Annotated in this window: 14 protein-coding genes and 1 tRNA gene; 12 read left to right on the top strand and 3 right to left on the bottom strand. The window is 67.8% G+C overall.

Annotated features, from left to right (window positions below):
- Positions 1–93 precede the first annotated feature (93 nt).
- The 3 genes from SAHL_RS01335 to SAHL_RS01325 all read left to right on the top strand — a co-directional run bounded on the left by SAHL_RS01335 (position 94) and on the right by SAHL_RS01325 (position 3,880).
- A complete protein-coding gene (locus tag SAHL_RS01335; RefSeq protein WP_221177774.1) occupies positions 94–1,581 on the top strand; it encodes an N-acetylmuramoyl-L-alanine amidase in 1,488 nt (495 codons plus the stop codon).
- A gap of 380 nt (positions 1,582–1,961) precedes the next feature.
- Complete coding sequence (locus SAHL_RS01330) at positions 1,962–2,759, top strand: TSUP family transporter (RefSeq protein WP_123589625.1); 798 nt, start codon at positions 1,962–1,964, stop codon at positions 2,757–2,759.
- Positions 2,756–3,880: an NAD(P)/FAD-dependent oxidoreductase gene (locus SAHL_RS01325; RefSeq protein WP_148045442.1), complete on the top strand. Its 1,125-nt coding sequence runs from the start codon at positions 2,756–2,758 to the stop codon at positions 3,878–3,880. The genes SAHL_RS01330 and SAHL_RS01325 overlap by 4 nt, the downstream gene beginning before the upstream one ends.
- A gap of 236 nt (positions 3,881–4,116) precedes the next feature.
- Here the strand turns inward: SAHL_RS01325 and SAHL_RS01320 are convergent, their stop codons facing one another.
- The gene (locus tag SAHL_RS01320) at positions 4,117–5,574 is read right to left on the bottom strand and encodes a catalase (RefSeq protein ID WP_123589623.1); all 1,458 of its coding nucleotides are present in this window, start codon (positions 5,572–5,574) and stop codon (positions 4,117–4,119) included.
- Between the two features lie 61 nt (positions 5,575–5,635).
- Positions 5,636–6,085, bottom strand: a complete 450-nt coding sequence (locus SAHL_RS01315) for a Fur family transcriptional regulator (RefSeq protein WP_123589622.1) — start codon at positions 6,083–6,085, stop codon at positions 5,636–5,638.
- A 341-nt stretch (positions 6,086–6,426) separates the two neighbouring features.
- Between SAHL_RS01315 and mutL the strand changes: the two genes are divergently transcribed.
- From mutL to SAHL_RS01270, 9 genes are all read left to right on the top strand, one after another.
- Positions 6,427–8,235 carry a DNA mismatch repair endonuclease MutL gene (mutL, locus tag SAHL_RS01310; protein ID WP_123589621.1) on the top strand — a complete coding sequence of 603 codons (1,809 nt, stop codon included), beginning with the start codon at positions 6,427–6,429 and terminating at the stop codon, positions 8,233–8,235.
- Positions 8,232–9,164, top strand: coding sequence for a tRNA (adenosine(37)-N6)-dimethylallyltransferase MiaA (gene miaA, locus SAHL_RS01305; RefSeq protein ID WP_123589620.1), 933 nt, complete (start codon positions 8,232–8,234; stop codon positions 9,162–9,164). The genes mutL and miaA overlap by 4 nt, the downstream gene beginning before the upstream one ends.
- A 62-nt stretch (positions 9,165–9,226) precedes the next feature.
- Positions 9,227–9,487, top strand: coding sequence for an RNA chaperone Hfq (gene hfq / locus SAHL_RS01300; protein WP_123589619.1), 261 nt, complete (start codon positions 9,227–9,229; stop codon positions 9,485–9,487).
- A gap of 26 nt (positions 9,488–9,513) precedes the next feature.
- A complete protein-coding gene (gene hflX, locus SAHL_RS01295) occupies positions 9,514–10,851 on the top strand; it encodes a ribosome rescue GTPase HflX (protein ID WP_123589618.1) in 1,338 nt (445 codons plus the stop codon).
- A gap of 122 nt (positions 10,852–10,973) precedes the next feature.
- Positions 10,974–12,326: a protease modulator HflK gene (hflK, locus tag SAHL_RS01290; RefSeq protein WP_184947147.1), complete on the top strand. Its 1,353-nt coding sequence runs from the start codon at positions 10,974–10,976 to the stop codon at positions 12,324–12,326.
- Positions 12,323–13,204, top strand: coding sequence for a protease modulator HflC (gene hflC, locus SAHL_RS01285; protein ID WP_123589616.1), 882 nt, complete (start codon positions 12,323–12,325; stop codon positions 13,202–13,204). The genes hflK and hflC overlap by 4 nt, the downstream gene beginning before the upstream one ends.
- Positions 13,205–13,212: 8 nt before the next feature.
- The gene (locus SAHL_RS01280) at positions 13,213–13,398 is read left to right on the top strand and encodes a DUF2065 domain-containing protein (RefSeq protein ID WP_123589615.1); all 186 of its coding nucleotides are present in this window, start codon (positions 13,213–13,215) and stop codon (positions 13,396–13,398) included.
- Positions 13,399–13,421: 23 nt separating this feature from the next.
- Positions 13,422–14,612, top strand: coding sequence for an ATP phosphoribosyltransferase regulatory subunit (locus SAHL_RS01275; protein WP_123589614.1), 1,191 nt, complete (start codon positions 13,422–13,424; stop codon positions 14,610–14,612).
- A 2-nt stretch (positions 14,613–14,614) separates the two neighbouring features.
- The gene (locus SAHL_RS01270; RefSeq protein ID WP_123589613.1) at positions 14,615–15,910 is read left to right on the top strand and encodes an adenylosuccinate synthase; all 1,296 of its coding nucleotides are present in this window, start codon (positions 14,615–14,617) and stop codon (positions 15,908–15,910) included.
- Between the two features lie 95 nt (positions 15,911–16,005).
- Here the strand turns inward: SAHL_RS01270 and SAHL_RS01265 are convergent.
- Positions 16,006–16,092: transfer RNA gene (locus SAHL_RS01265), tRNA-Leu, on the bottom strand.
- Positions 16,093–16,109: the final 17 nt, after the last annotated feature.

Genomic DNA, 16,109 nt, shown 5'->3' with positions numbered 1-16,109 from the left:
GATTGAGAAAAAATGGTTGTCAGCCTTGAGAGGTGGCGATAGGCTCTAGTCGGGCGATTATTCTTCGGGGCCATCCGCACAGGGCGACCAATGATGCGCGCGAGCTTGCAATGGCTGGTTTTCGGACTGCTGCTGTGCCTGGCTACGGCGGCCACGGCCGATCGGGCGACGCTTAAGGATGTCCGCCTCTGGGCATCCGCAGACAAGACACGCGTGGTCTTCGACCTCGCCGGCGCGACCGAACCCGATCTGTTCATGCTCGACGACCCGTTGCGGCTGGTGGTGGATCTGCCGGACGCCCGTGCGGTATCCGCCGTGGGCGGTGATACGCGCGGCAGCGGCCTGATCAAACGGCTGCGCACCGGGGTTCGGAACGGTGACGATCTGCGGGTGGTCATCGACCTCGCCGAAGCCGTGTCGCCGAAGAGCTTTATGCTCGATCCGGATGAGTCGCATCCCTATCGTCTGGTCGTGGACCTCTACCGCGAAAACGGGGCACCGACGACACGCACCGCGGCGCGTGATGAATCGTCCGAAAAAGCTGCGGCCGGCGGCGAGCGGCCGGATTCGGACGTCGCTTCCGCCACCGGTGACCAGACCGCCGACGACACCGCCGCCGCGCTGGCGCAGGTGTCCGACGCCGAGGCGGACAAGCGCGGCTCGGGCCGCCAGCGCGCGGCGCGTACGCCGGAGCCGCCCTCCCGGGATATCGTGATCGTCATCGATGCCGGCCACGGCGGCAAGGATCCGGGGGCGCTCGGGCCGAGCGGCACGCACGAAAAGGATGTGGTACTGGAGATTGCGCGTCGGCTCAAGTCCATGGTCGACGCTCAGCCGAACATGCGTGGCGTGCTCACGCGCGACGGCGATTACTACATCGGCCTGCGCGAACGCATGGTCAAGGCGCGCGAAGCCAGGGCGGATCTGTTCGTCTCGATCCACGCCGACGCCGCACCCGGCGGCGCGCTGGCCAGCGGCGCCTCGGTCTATGCGCTGTCGCATCACGGCGCGACGAGCGAACATGCGCGGTGGCTGGCCCAGCGCGAAAACGCGTCCGATCTCGTCGGCGGTGTCAGTCTCAAGGGCAAGGACGACAGTCTGGCGTCGTTCATGCTCGACCTGTCGCAGAGCGCGAGCATCGAAGCGAGTCTGGATGCCGGCGGCCGCGTGCTCCGGGAACTCGACGACTTGGGCCAACTGCACAAGTCGAAGGTGCAGCAGGCGGGTTTCATGGTCCTGAAGTCGCCCGATATTCCGTCGTTTTTGGTCGAATCGGCCTTCATCTCGAACCCGCGCGAGGAACGCAAGCTGTTGAGCAGTGCTTACCAGAAGGATCTGGCGCGGGCGATGCTGCGCGGCATCAAGGGCTATTTCGCCAGCTATCGGCCATCGACGCTCATCGCCGAGAATCAGGTCCACAAGGTGCGCAGCGGCGAAACCCTGTCGGGCATCGCCCAGCAGTACGGTGTGAGCGTGGGTGACCTGCGCAGCGCGAACGGGTTGAGCGGCAGTACCATCCGCGTCGGCATGGAGCTCGAGATTCCCGCCGCCGGCGGACAGCAGGTCGCCGGCCTCAACTGAGCGGCGATACGGGCGCGCGATGTCGTATCGGCCGATGAACGAGCGCCGCGTTGGAGACCGCACATCGTGTGCGGCAAGGCGCGCGCAGCCGTTCGTGGCGAGCCGCGACTAGGGCTTGGAACACCGCAGCGCGCCCATAGTCGATCTGGCATGGCCGGCCGAACCGTCACAAGCGCCCATGGAATTAACAAGATGCGGCAATAAAGCGTATAGCACGCTTGTGCGGAATGACTGCATGGCGCGCACTACGGGGCGTCTTGCCGTGGAACAGCGCTAGGCTCGGACTCGTACGAAACGTTGACAGGCCCTAGACTGGGCGATCGTTTTCCCGTCATTCGTCGCTGCGGGCGCCGACGGACGGGCACCGTCGGGAGCGCTGATTGAGTCTTGTCTACGGCCTGCTCGCGGGGCTGGCTTTCGGTCTAACGACGCATACGGGGGCGTTCATCGGCCTGCCTCTGCTCGTGCTCTGCGCCGGGATGCAGCCCCAGGCGGCGCTGCCGGTGCTGCTCTTGGCGCTGGCGCTGTGCAGCGCGGTGGCCGCGGGCGATGCGGTGCGCGCACGCCAGTGCGATGCGCGCCGTGCGCTGCACCTGGCCGCGGCCGGCGTGCCGGTGACCCTCGCTGTAAGCGCCCTGGTGCAATGGCTGCCCGCTGCGATCCTCGTTACGATCGTCGCGACAGCGGCCTGCGCGTCGGCGATGGCGCTGTGGCGTCTGGCCGGAACATCCCGCGGTCACACCCCGGCCGCGCTCTGGCGCGGCGAGACGCGGTCCTTCGCGGCCGCCGCCGCCGAAGCCGATTATCCGGGCGCCGCGCTTCTGGCGGCCGGCGCGGTGATCGGAGCCGCGCTCGCGGCGGCGGCCGCGCCGGGGGCGGCCGGTGTACGCGCATTGCAGCGTCGCTTCGCGCCCGCCGACGAACCCGTCGAGCTCGGTTCGATGCTGTTGGCCGTGGCGCTGGTCGCTCTGGTGGCCGCGGGGTTTCAGTTCGTGCTCGCGCCCGCAGCGCCGGGCTATGTCTCCGGTCTGTATGTGCTGGGCGCGGTTGCGGGTGCGGGTTTCGCCCGCCGTGTCGAGCGCGAGCGGTGGCGGCCGTGGCTTGCCCGCGCGATCGCCTGCGGTGTGCTCGTCGGCATGCTGGCGCTTCTCGGCGCCGCGGTGGCGGGGTGGCTGTGAAGCGTGTCGTGCTCGTCGGCGGCGGGCATCGCCACATGGCGCTGCTGGCCGAGCACCGGCGCTTCGCCGATGCCGGCATCGCGGTCGCGCTCATCGATCCCGGCCGCTTCTGGCGGGGCAATCACGTCAGCGCGCTCATGGCGGGGCGGGTGACGCCCGAGGCGCTGCGGGCATCGCTGGGCAGGCGCTGTCGGGACGTGCGTTTCGACTATGCCGGGACACGGGCGATCGGCCTGGATGCGCGCCATCAGCGGGTCTGGGTCGCCGGCGGCGCGATGCACCGCTACGACGCGGTATCGATCGATGTCGGCCTCGAGCCCGATCTGGACGGCCTGGATGATCGCGGCGTGCGTGTGCAGGTCTGGCCGGCCCATTCGGTGGCGGCGCTGGCCCAATGCCGCGACGCGCTCGACCATGCGCCCACGGGGCGCCCGCCGCGCGTCGCGGTCTGCGGCGCCGATGCGCGCGCGGTCGAAGTGGCCGCCGGGCTGTCGCGGGCGCCGCGCCGTCTCTCGGTCGCGCTCTATGTGCCGGGGCCACGGCTGCTGCCGGAAGCGCCGCGGCGGGCGGTGCGTGCGCTCGTGCGCGAACTCGCCCGGCGTGGCGTGGATGTGGTGATGGATACCGCGATCAGCACGCTGGCGGAGGCGGCGGTGCTCAGTTCGGACGGCCGGGCCTTCGGTGCGGATCATCTGGTGACCAGTCATCGCGAACGCGGCAGCCGCTTCATCCATGCCGGCGGTCTGCCGACGCAGGCGGGGCGTCTATGTGTCAACGCGCGCCTGCATTCGACGGTCGACGATCGGGTGTTCGCGGCCGGCGGCTGCGCTCGTCTGCCCGGCGGGCAGGTGCCGGCGCCGATGGACGTCGCGTGTCAGGCCCGGGTGCTGGCGCGCAATCTGCAGGCGCGTCTCACGCGTCGACCGCTGGGCCACTATCGCGCCGGTCCGGAGCGCGGCCTGATCGATCTCGCCGACGGCACGGCGCTGGGCTGGTGGGGCCGGTTCTGGTGGCGGGGTCGCTGGCTGGCGGACTACAAGCACGCACTCGACGGGCGCCTGGACGCGCGTCTGGCCGAGACTGCGCAGGCGCAGGGCGGCGCGGGGATCGCGGATCGGTGATTGATGATCGGCGGCGTCGGCCGCTGCGATCGGGGCGGCCGGTCGGCTGGTCGCTGTGACCGTGGTGGCCCGGGGCGCGGTAGATGTGGACTACCGGGTGGCGGCCGAAGGCGGAGCGGCGTTCGCGATACCAATGGTCCGGGCCATCGTCGAGTCGTTGATCCGCCGGACATGAAAAAGGGCGACGCGTCGATCGACGCGCCGCCCTTGTCGCACTCGGCGATGGGGTGGAGCGATCAGGTGTTCGCCCGCACGCCTTTTTCGATGCGCTCGCCGATGGTCTGATCGACGTTCTTCCAATACTCGAACGCGCGTTCGAGGATCGGCTCGCTGACGCCGCCGCTCAGATGGCCGACAACGTTGTTCACCAGGCGATCACGCTCCTCATCGTTCATGACCTTGTTGACGAGGTCGTTGGCCTGATTGAAGTCGCCGTCGTCCTTGCGCAGCGTGTAGGCGGCACGCACCATCTGGCCGTCGGCTTCCCAGACGTTGTTCGCCGGGTAGGCGGACGGGTTGGCGTGGGGGCCACCCTTGGTGTTGGGCGCGTACACCGGATCGCTCACGTTGCGCATGCGCATGGCGCCGCCCTTGGTGTAGCTGTTGACCGGCGATTTCGGCACATTGACCGGAATCTGCCTGTAGTTCACACCCAGACGGGCGCGATGGGCGTCCGCATAGGAGATTGTACGGGCCAGCAGCATCTTGTCGGGCGACACGCCGGTGCCAGGCACCATGTTGTTGGGCTCGAACGCCGCCTGCTCGATCTCCGTATGGAAATCGGTCGGGTTGCGGTCCAGCTTCATCGTGCCGACCTTGTGCAGCGGATAGTCCTCGTGCGGCCAGATCTTGGTCAGGTCGAACGGGTTGATCCGGTAGGTCTTGGCATCTTCGTACGGCATGATCTGCACGTACAGCGTCCACGTCGGGAACTCGCCGCGCTTGATCGCGTTGAACAGGTCGCGACGATGATAGTCGCCATCGGAACCGGCCATCTGATCGGCCTGTTCCTGGGTCAGGCACTTGATGCCCTGATCGGTCTTGAAGTGATACTTCACCCAGAAGCGCTCGCCTTCGGCGTTGACCCACATGTAGGTGTGGCTGGAGTAGCCGTTCATGTGGCGCCAGGTGGCGGGCACGCCGCGGTCGCCCATCAGCCAGGTGACCTGATGCGCGGATTCCGGCGACTGCGTCCAGAAGTCCCACTGCATGTCGTGGTCGCGCAGGCCATTGTCGGCGCGGCGCTTCTGCGAATGGATGAAGTGCTGGAACTTCATCGGATCGCGCACGAAGAACACGGGGGTATTGTTACCCACCATGTCGAAGTTGCCTTCGTCGGTGTAGAACTTCAGCGCGAAGCCGCGCGGGTCACGCCAGGTGTCCGGGCTGCCGGATTCGCCGGCGACCGTGGAGAAGCGCGCGACCATGTGGGTCGTCGCACCCTTCTGCAGGAACGTCGCCTTGGTGTATTTGGACACGTCCTCGGTGACTTCGAACTGGCCGAAGGCGCCGCCGCCCTTGGCGTGCGGCTGGCGATCCGGAATCATCTCCCGGTTGAAGGCCGCCATCTGCTCCATGAGGAAGTGATCGTGCATCACGATCGGGCCGTCGTTGCCGACGGTGAGCGAATGCTCGTCGCTCGGATACGGCTCGCCGCCGGTCGTCGTTTCGGTGTTGCGGATATTGTCTGTCAAGGTTCTGTCCTCCCGGTGGTTCGGCGCGTGACGCAGCGGGTCACGCCTTTCAAAGAATCGATCACACAGCCTGTTCGGTCGGGGTTGCATGCGAGCGACAGTCCGCGCAGACGCCCCAGAACATCACCTCCGCTTCGTCGACGTCGAAATCGTGGTCGTGGCCCGGCGAGAGGCAGGGCGCATCGCCGACCACGCAGTCGACGTCGTCGATCTTGCCGCAGCCGCGGCAGATCAGGTGATGATGGTTGTCGCCGGTGCGGCGCTCGAAGCGGGCGGGATGCCCGGCAGGCTTGATCTGGCGGACCAGATCGGCTTCCATGCAGGCCGACAGCACGTCGTACACGGCCTGCTTCGAGATGGCCCCGATCCGCGCGCCAACGCCGTCGTGCACCTGCTCGACGGTCGCATGCGGATGGTCGACCAGCCATTCGAGTACCGCGAAACGATGCGCGGTGACCCGCAGCCCGTTGTCGCGCAGTTCCTGAACCGTGGTTGCTGTGTCTCGACTCATTGCAGAAGCATAATCATTTATTTTCTTGGATGAGTCAAGAAAAGAGCTGCCTGCTCCGAGCGGCGGCGCGTCGCAAATCGCCGGTTCGCACGCCCGCCGCACGCCCGCAAGGAAATACGGCCCACTCGCGCGCACCGAAATGGTGGCCTGACGCCGGGCTCGCTATGGCCCGTGGGCCCGGCTCGGGCGGGATCTTCCGGCACCGCCGGGGCGTGCCCGGCCACCGCGCAGAAGCGCCGCGGTTCGTCGGCGCGGCACGGGCGTTACCGGTGCCGGTCGGCGTGGCGGCTGGTACCGGATTAGAATGGGCGCCCGAGTCGACCCGGAGGCCGTTGCCGCCCATGCCGATCCTGCCGCTAGACGACCAACTGATCAGCCAGATCGCCGCCGGCGAAGTCGTCGAACGGCCGGCTTCCATCGTCAAGGAACTGATCGAGAACAGTCTTGACGCGGGCGCGGCGCATATCGAGGTCGAGGTGGAACAGGGTGGTCTGCGTCGCATCGTGGTCGACGATGACGGCGACGGCATCGCGCCGAGCGAGCTGCCGATGGCGGTGGCCCGGCACGCGACCAGCAAGATCAGCAGCCTGTCCCAGCTCGAGGCGGTCGCGAGTCTGGGCTTTCGCGGCGAGGCCCTGGCGAGCATCGCTTCGGTGGCCGAGCTGACCGTGGCCTCCTGCGGACCGGGCGCCGAGCACGGCTGGGCCGTATCCCCGGGCCGCCACGACGACGCGCGGCCGGCGCCGCAGAATCGCGGCACGCGTGTCGAAGTGCGGGAACTGTTCGCCCGGATCCCCGCGCGCCGCAAATTCCTGCGCGCGCCGGCGACCGAGCTTCGGCATCTGCGGCGCGCCTTCAACCAGCTGGCGTTGTCGCGCTTCGACATCGGGTTCGTACTGCGTCACGACGGCGTCGAACTTGCGCGGCTCGCCCCGGCGGCGGACACCGCGGCGCGCCTCGCCCGGGTGGTCCGGGTGCTGGGCAAGAGCTTCGACGAACACGCCGTGGCGGTGGACGAGGCCGCGGCGGGGCTGCGTCTGACCGGTTGGGTGGCGACGCCCGGATTCTCGCGCGGCCAGGCCGATCTGCAGTACAGCTATGTCAACGCGCGGCCGATCCGCGATCGGGTCTTCAACCACGCGGTGCGCCTGGCCTATCGCGATCTGCTGCACAATCAGCGCCATCCGGCCTACGTGCTCTATCTGGAGGTCGATCCGCGGCAGGTCGACGTCAATGCGCATCCGGCCAAGGCCGAGGTGCGATTCCGCCAGTCGCGTCTGGTGCACGAGTTCGTATTCCGCAGCGTCGGCCGCGCGCTCGCGGCGGTCGAGGCCACCCCGCATCCCGCGCGGCACGTCGAGCTGCCGGTACGCGAGCCCGCAGCCGATACCGGGCCGACCGCCGCGCCCGAGCCGCCCGCGGCCGCCGGACCGCAGCCGACCCGGGGGTTCGGGTTCGACACCCGGCCGGGGGTGGGCGACGTCGCGGCGGCCTATCGGTTCCAGGCGCCGCCCGAGCCCACGCCGGCGGCGGCCGCGGCGCCCGCGCCGGAACCCGACGACACCCCCGCGCTCGGCTATGCGATCGGCCAGCTGCACGATATCTACATCCTGGCCCAGAATCGCGACGGCCTGATCCTGGTCGACATGCACGCCGCGCACGAGCGCGTGCTTTACGAGCAGCTCAAGGCGGAGTATTCCTCGGGCGAAATCGCCTGCCGGCGCCTGCTGGTGCCGGAAACACTTGCGCTCGCCGAGACCGAAGCCGCGGCCGTGGAACAGCACGGCGAGGCGTTGGCCGCGGTCGGGCTGGACATCAGCCGGAGCGGGCCGACGACGGCGCTGCTGCGCGGGGTGCCGGCGCTGCTCGCCGACGGCGATTACATCGCTCTGGCGCGGGACGTCATCGGCGAGCTCGACGACGGGCTGCGCGGCGCCGACGGCGTGCGCGACGCCATCGACGATGTGCTGGCGGACATGGGCTGCAAGGCGGCGGTCAAGGCGGGGCGGCGGCTGACGCTCACCGAGATGAACGCGCTGCTGCGCGACATGGAGCACACCGATCGCGCCGGGCACTGCAATCATGGTCGTCCCAGCTGGATCCAGGTCGATATGGCCGGGCTCGACCGACTGTTCATGCGCGGCCAGTGAAGCCGCCCGTTCTTTTTCTTCTGGGGCCGACCGCCTCCGGCAAGACCGGACTCGCGGTGGAGCTGGTCGAGCGCCTGGACGCCGAGATCGTTTCGGTCGACTCGGCGATGGTCTATCGCGGCATGGACATCGGCACGGCCAAGCCGGATGCGGCCACGCTGGCGCGCGCGCCGCATGCGCTCATCGACATCCGCGACCCGGCCGAGCCGTACTCCGCGGCCGAGTTCCGCGCCGATGCCGCCGCCGAGATCGCGCGCATCCACGCGGCCGGCCGCCTGCCGGTGCTCACCGGCGGCACCTCGCTGTATTTCCGCGCGCTCGAGCACGGCCTGGCGGACATGCCGCCCCGCGACGATGCGGTGCGCGCGCGGTTGACCGCCGAGGCGCAGGCCGACGGCTGGCACAGCCTGCACGCCCGGCTGGCCGCGGTCGATCCGCCGTCGGCGGCGCGTATCCATCCGAATGATGCGCAGCGCATCCAGCGGGCGCTGGAGATCCATGCCCTGACCGGGACCGCGCCCAGCGAACTGCATGCGCGGCAGAACGAATCCGCGCTGCCGTGGTCCATCTGCAAGCTCGTCGTGGCACCGGCGACCCGGGCCGCGCTGCACGAACGGATCGCGCGACGATTCGAGATCATGCTGGAACAGGGGTTCGCCGCAGAGGTTGAAAAGCTTTATTCGCGTCCCGATCTCAATGCGACACTTCCGTCGATACGGGCGGTGGGCTATCGTCAACTCTGGCAGGTAATGGCCGGCGAGATGCGGATGGACGAGGGGGCGCGCCGCGCCGTGTTCGCCTCCCGCCAGCTGGCCAAGCGGCAGCTGACCTGGCTGCGCTCGCTGCAATCGGCCCGGTGGCTGGAAAGCGACGCCCCGGATCTGCATGAGCAGGCGCAAAGTCATGTCAGTCAATGGTTTGGCCTCTAGTGCACGTGCTACGATAGCGTCATCTAAGATTTCTATTTGCTGCTTTTTCGGAGTCTGTCCCCATGGCAAAAGGCCAAACACTACAAGAACCATTCCTCAACGCCTTGCGCAAGGAGCGCGTGCCGGTGTCGATCTATCTGGTCAACGGCATCAAGCTGCAGGGTCAGATCGAGTCGTTCGACCAGTTCGTCGTGCTGCTGCGCAACGCCGTCAATCAGATGGTCTACAAGCACGCGATCTCCACCATCGTCCCGTCGCGCAACGTGCGCTCCGAGATGCGCGAAGAGATGGGCGAGAACGCCGGCGAGGTGGACGACGATTAATTTCGATCCGGTCACCGTGTTGACGCATGTTTGAACGGCCGCCCAGCGGTCAGGCGGCCGTCATCGTGCACATCGCCTTCGGCCTCGACGAATACGCCGAGGCCGATCGCGAATTCCATGAGCTGGTGGAGTCCGCTGGCGCCGAGGTACTCGACCACATCGGCGGCAGTCGCCGTTCGCCCGATCCGCGATATTTCGTCGGCGGCGGCAAGGTGGACGAGATCGCCGCGGCCGTGGTGGACTACAAGGCCGAGCTCGTGGTGTTCAACCACGACCTGTCGCCGAGCCAGGAGCGCAACCTCGAGAAGCGTCTGAACGCCCGCGTGCTTGATCGGGCCGGGCTGATTCTGGATATATTCGCCCGGCGGGCCCGTTCGCACGAGGGCAAGCTGCAGGTCGAACTCGCCCAGCTCCGGCATCTGGCCACCCGTCTCGTGCGGGGCTGGTCGCATCTCGAGCGCCAGAAGGGCGGCATCGGCCTGCGCGGGCCGGGCGAGACCCAGCTCGAGACCGACCGGCGCCTGCTCAACGTGCGCATCAAGACACTGCGCGAGCGTCTGGAAAAGGTGCTCGCCCGGCGCGAGCAGGGGCGGGCGTCGCGGCGGCGCGCGGAGACGCCGATCGTGTCGCTGGTCGGCTACACCAACGCCGGCAAGTCGACGCTGTTCAATCGGCTCACCGGCGAATCGATCTACGCCGCCGACCAGTTGTTCGCCACGCTCGATCCGACGCTACGCCAGCTCGAGGTGCCGGTCGGCGACCCGCTGATCGTGGCCGATACCGTGGGTTTCATCCGCGATCTGCCGCATGAGCTGGTCGCGGCCTTCCGGGCGACGCTCGAGGAAACGCGCGACGCCGATCTGCTGGTGCACGTCATCGACGCCGCCGACCCCGAGCGTCGCGCGCACGCCGCGCAGGTCAATCAGGTGCTGGCCGAGATCGGGGCCGGCGAAGTGCCCCAGATCGAGGTCTTCAACAAGGTCGACCTGCTCGACGACGAGACCGTGCGCATCGAGCGCGACGCCCACGGCGCGCCGGTGCGCGTCTGGGTGTCGGCGATGACCGGTGACGGGGTCGACGCGTTGCGCGCCGTTCTGGCCGACATCTGCAACCCGGACATGGTCACGGGCGTATTGCGGGTGCCGGCCACGGCCGGACGGCTGCGTTCGCGGCTGTTCGAGCTCGGGGTCGTCGACGATGAACGCTACGAGAGCAACGGCGATGCGCTGCTTTCCGTGACCGCCTCCGAGAGTGATCTCGCACGGCTGATCGAGCGGGCGGGGCTGACGGTTGAGGACGTGCTCGTGCAGCGGCGTGCGGCGCGCATGTCCGTTCGCGAGACCTCGGGAACGCACATACACTGACATACCGGAACGCGTGAATAGCGGCCGGCCCCGTTGTGCCCGCGCCGAACGCCGTGTGCGCGTTCGACAGGGGTCGGGCCGGTCGATAGAATCGCGGTTTCGCCAAAGGGATGATCATCAGCATGGCTTGGAACGAGCCTGGCAAGGGCCAGGATCCGTGGGGCGGCGGCAACAAGAACGGCGGCGGCCCCCCGGATCTGGAGCAAATATGGCGTCGCCTGCGTGCCCGCTTCTCCGGCCGCAAGAGCGGCGGCGGTGGCGACAACGGTAGTGGCGGCGGCATCGGCGGGCCGCCCCCGGCCGTCTTTCTGCTGATCATCCCGCTGGCGCTGGTGATCTGGCTCGCCACCGGGCTGTATGTGGTCCAGCCCGGCGAGAAGGGCGTGGTGCTGCGCTTCGGCGACTACACCTCGACCGCCGGTCCGGGCTGGCACTGGCACATGCCGTATCCGGTGGATCGCGTCTACAAGGTCGACGTGCAACAGGTCCGCCGGGCCGGCAACCGAGCGGTCATGCTCACCAAGGACGAGAACATCGTCGAGGTCGAGGTGGCGGTGCAGTACCGTATCTCGGACGCGATGAACTATCTCTTCCAGCTGCGCGAGCCGGATCAGACCGTCGAGCAGGTGCTGCGTTCGGCCGTGCGCGAGATCGTCGGCACGAGCCGCATGAATCAGGTCATTCAGGAGGGCGTTCGGGTCGAGGAACTCGAGGATCGGGCGCTGGAGAACGTGGACCTGAAGGAAGGCTCCGGCCAGCCGGCCGAACGTGATGCACTGCGGGACGTTGACGAGAAGCTGGTCGACGAGATCAAGCAGCAGCAGGAGAGCTATCCGCAGATCGACGATCGCTCGCGGGCGATGCTGCCGGAGAACGTGCGCAAGATCGTGCAGACGACGCTGACGAGCTATGAGGCGGGCGTCGACGTGGTTGCGGTGAACGTGCAGTACTCGCAGCCGCCGGAGCAGGTGCAGAGCGCCTTCGAGGAGGCCATCAAGGCCCGAGAGGAGGAAGAGCGCAAGAAGAACATCGCACGCGCCTACGCGCGTGACATCGTGGCCCGGGCCCAGGGCGAGAAGGCCCAGATTCTGCTCGAGGCGCGCGGTTACAGAGAGGAGAAGATCGCACGGTCAGAGGGTGAGGCCTCGCGCTTCTCCGAACTGCTGGCGCAGTACGAGAATGCGCCGGAAGTCACTCGCGAGCGGCTCTATCTCGAGACCATGGGCGACGTGCTGTCGTCGGCCAACCTGATTCTGGCCGAGCAGGGCGGCGAGAACGGGCCGATGATGTATCTGCCACTGGAGAAGATGCTCAACGAGTCGCGGCGCAACAAGGCCGCCGAGCGGGCCGCCAACCAGGGTATGGACGGGGCCAGCGACGGGGGTGATGGCCCGCAGACGGTGCCCTCGGATGGCGGCGCTTCCTCGTCGCCCAGCCGCACCGATAGTCTTCGCAGTCGGGATCGCAACTCATGAGTCCCAAGCACATTCTTCTCATCGTCATCGTGCTGGCGATCGTCTACACCGCATATGATTCGGCGTTCATCGTCGGCGAACGCGAGCGTGTGGTCGTCGTCCAGCTCGGCGAAATCATCGGTCAGGACTACGATCCCGGGCTTCACTTCAAGGTGCCTTACGTCCAGAAGGTGCGCTCGTTCGAGCGCCGCGTGATGACGTTCACCGAGGAGATCGAGCGCGTGCTCACCTCGGAGAACAAGAACCTCGCGGTCGATTTCTACGTCAAGTGGCGCATCCGCGACACCGTCGACTACTATCTGTCGACGCAGGGCGACGAGCAGCGCACCCGCAGTCTGCTGACGGAGATCGTGGAGAACGATCTGCTGGCCGAGTTCTCCAAGCGAACCATCCGCCAGGCGGTCGGCGACGAGCGCAACGAGATCGTCGCCGCCGTGCAGGTGCAGGCCAACCAGGACGCCCGCGAAGTCGGCGTCGAGATCACCGACGTGCGGATCATGCGCCTGGACCTGCCCGAGGAGGTCAGCGAGTCGGTCTACGAGCGCATGCGCTCCGAGCGCCAAGAGGTCATCCGCACCCTGCGCGCCCAGGGCGATGCCGCGGCCCAGGAGATCCGTTCCGACGCCGAGCGCGAACGCACCATCATCCGCGCCACGGCCTATAGCCAGGCGCAGACGATCCGGGGTGAGGGCGATGCGCGTGCCGCCGAGATCTATGCCGAGGCCTATCAGGAGAATCCGACGTTCTACAGCTTCTACCGAAGCCTGGAGCTCTATCGGAATTCGCTGGGCAGTGACGATCTGCTGCTGCTGCGCCCGCAGGGCGAGCTGTTCCGGTACTTCAACCCGAAGGCGTCGGATAGTGCGCCGCAGCCCTGATCGGCCCGATGTGGGCCGATCTGCTGCGGGCGATCGCGCTGGTGCTGGTCATCGAGGGGCTGCTGCCCTTCCTGGCCCCCGAGCGCTGGCGTGAGATGATGCTGCGGCTGTCCGACGTGGACGGCCGCAGTCTGCGGATCTTCGGCGGCGTGCTGATCGGCGTGGGTGCCGTACTGCTTCAGTTCGTCCACTAGCAACGTTCTACTTTCGGACCGTCATGCAATCCAAACGCTGGCTGCTGCCCGAGGGCGTACAGGAAATGGTGCCGCCGGAGTCGTGGCGGCTGGAAGCCGCGCGTCGCGAGCTGCTCGATCTCTACTGGCGCTGGGGCTTCGATCTCATTCGACCGCCGCTGATCGAGTATCTCGACTCGTTGCTCACCGGCGCGGGGCATGAACTCGACCTGCAAACGTTCAAGCTCACCGATCAGCTCAACGGCCGGATGATGGGCGTCAGATCCGATATGACCACCCAGGCCACCCGTATCGATGCCCATCGGCTGCAGGCCGTGGGGCCGGCACGCTACTGCTACATCGGCAGCATTCTGCGCACGCGCCCCGAGGAGCCGGGTGGCTCGCGCTCGCCGCTGCAGGTGGGCGTGGAGAAATTCGGCGATGCGCATATCGACAGCGACCTCGAAATCGTGTCGCTGATGCTGGAAACGCTGGATCTGATGGGCGTGGACAACGCCTGTCTCGATCTGGGCCATGTCGCGATCTACCGACGGCTGGTCGAACTCGCGCGCATTCCTGACGATCTCGAGCCGCAGTTGTTCGATATTGTGCAGCGCAAGTCGCGGCCTGACCTCGATCGGCTGCGCACGAGCGATCGCCTGGACGCCACCAGCCACGCGCGTCTGGCGCGCCTGATCGAACTCAATGGCGAGCCGAGCGTGCTCGAACACGCGCGCGCCGAACTGGGCGGCATCGACGATACGATCGACGCGGCCATCGGCCGGCTCGATGACATGGTGTCGCTGCTCGCCAGCCATTACCCCCAGATTCCGTTGTTTCTGGACTTGGCCGAACTGCGCGGCTATCGCTACAAGACCGGCCTGCTCTATGCCGCGTTCGCGCCCGGGCTGGGGCGCGAGCTGGCGCGCGGCGGGCGCTATGACGAGGTCGGCGCCAGCTTCGGCCGGGCGCGCCCGGCCACCGGCTTCTCGGCCGATCTCAATCTGCTCGCGGCGCTGGGGCGGTTCGAAGGCGAGGAGCGGCGCCGCGGCATTCACGCGCCCGCCGGCAGCGATCCCGAGCTGCTCGCCCGCGTGCGCCAGCTGCGCGCCGCCGGCGAGCGTGTGATCGTCGCCACGCCCGGCGAAGACACGGGCATCGCCCCGCACTGCGATCGTGTTCTCGACTACAGCGAGGGCCGCTGGCACGTGCGGCCGTTCGAACCTAGGGGATAGACATGGGCAAACGGGTCATCGTCATCGGCAGCCAATGGGGCGACGAGGGCAAGGGCAAGATCGTCGACCTGCTCACCGATCGCACCCGCCACGTGGTGCGCTTCCAGGGCGGCCACAACGCCGGGCACACGCTCGTGATAAACGGCGAGAAGACGATCCTGCACTTGATTCCCTCGGGCATTCTGCACGACGGCGTCACCTGCCATATCGGCAACGGCGTGGTGCTCGCGCCGGATGCGTTGATCGAGGAAATGGCCACGCTCGAAGCGCGCGGCGTGCCGGTGCGCAGCCGTCTGCGCATCAGCCCGGCCTGTCCGTTGATCCTGCCCAGCCACGTGGCGCTCGACAAGGCGCGCGAGGCCGCGCGCGGCAAGACCGCGATCGGCACCACCGGCCGTGGCATCGGCCCGGCCTATGAGGACAAGGTCGCGCGGCGCGCGATCCGCGTCGGCGACCTGTACCGTCGCGAGATGCTGGCGGCCAAGCTCGGCGAGGCCCTGGATTTCCACAACTTCGTGCTCAAGAACTACTTCGGCACCACGCCTGTGGACTTCCAGGAGACCCTGGACGGCTGTCTGGCGCACGCCGAGGAGATGGCGCCCATGGTGTCGGACGTGGCCGAGCTCATGCGCCGGGCCTACGTCGCCGACGAGTCGATCCTGTTCGAGGGCGCGCAGGGCGCGCTGCTGGATGTCGACCACGGCACCTATCCCTACGTCACTTCGTCGAACACCACCGCCGGCGGCGCAGCCACCGGTACCGGCGTGGGGCCGACCTATTTCGACTACGTGCTGGGCGTGGTCAAGGCGTACACCACCCGCGTCGGTTCGGGGCCGTTCCCCACGGAACTGGACGACCACTTCGGCCGCCATCTGGCCTCCAAGGGTGCGGAGTTCGGCGCAACCACGGGCCGGGCGCGTCGCTGCGGCTGGTTCGACGCGGTGGGTCTGCGCCGGGCCGCGTTCAACAACAGCCTCTCGGGGCTGTGCATCACCAAGCTGGATGTTCTGGATGGCCTGGAAGGCATCCGGCTCTGCACCGGCTACCGCTGCGACAACGAGACCATCACCGTGCCGCCGCTGGGCGCCGATGCGCTGGCCCGCTGCGAGCCGGTCTACGAAGAGATGGACGGCTGGAGCGAGTCGACCTCCGGGGTGCGCGACTACGACAAGCTGCCGCGTGCTGCGCGCGACTATCTCGATCGGCTGGCGGAGATCACCGGCACGCCGATCGACGTCGTCTCGACCGGTCCCGACCGTGCGGACACGATCGTGCTGCGGGATCCGTTCGCGGTCTGACAACCGCGACGGCGCATCGCGCGCGTCATAACGTCTGGCATATCGGGAACAAGAGGCCCGGCATCGCGCCGGGCCATCTCTTCGGAGAGAAGAGATGGTGCCGAGGAGAGGACTTGAACCTCCACGAGCGTTAGCTCACTAGCACCTGAAGCTAGCGCGTCTACCAATTCCGCCACCTCGGCGTGGAGGCGCGCAATGT

This window comes from Salinisphaera orenii subsp. halophila YIM 95161 (assembly GCF_003732545.1).
Lineage (GTDB): Bacteria > Pseudomonadota > Gammaproteobacteria > Nevskiales > Salinisphaeraceae > Salinisphaera > Salinisphaera orenii_A.
The sequence above is the reverse complement of the archived record's forward strand: the minus strand, read 5'-3'. Positions and strand labels throughout refer to the sequence as shown.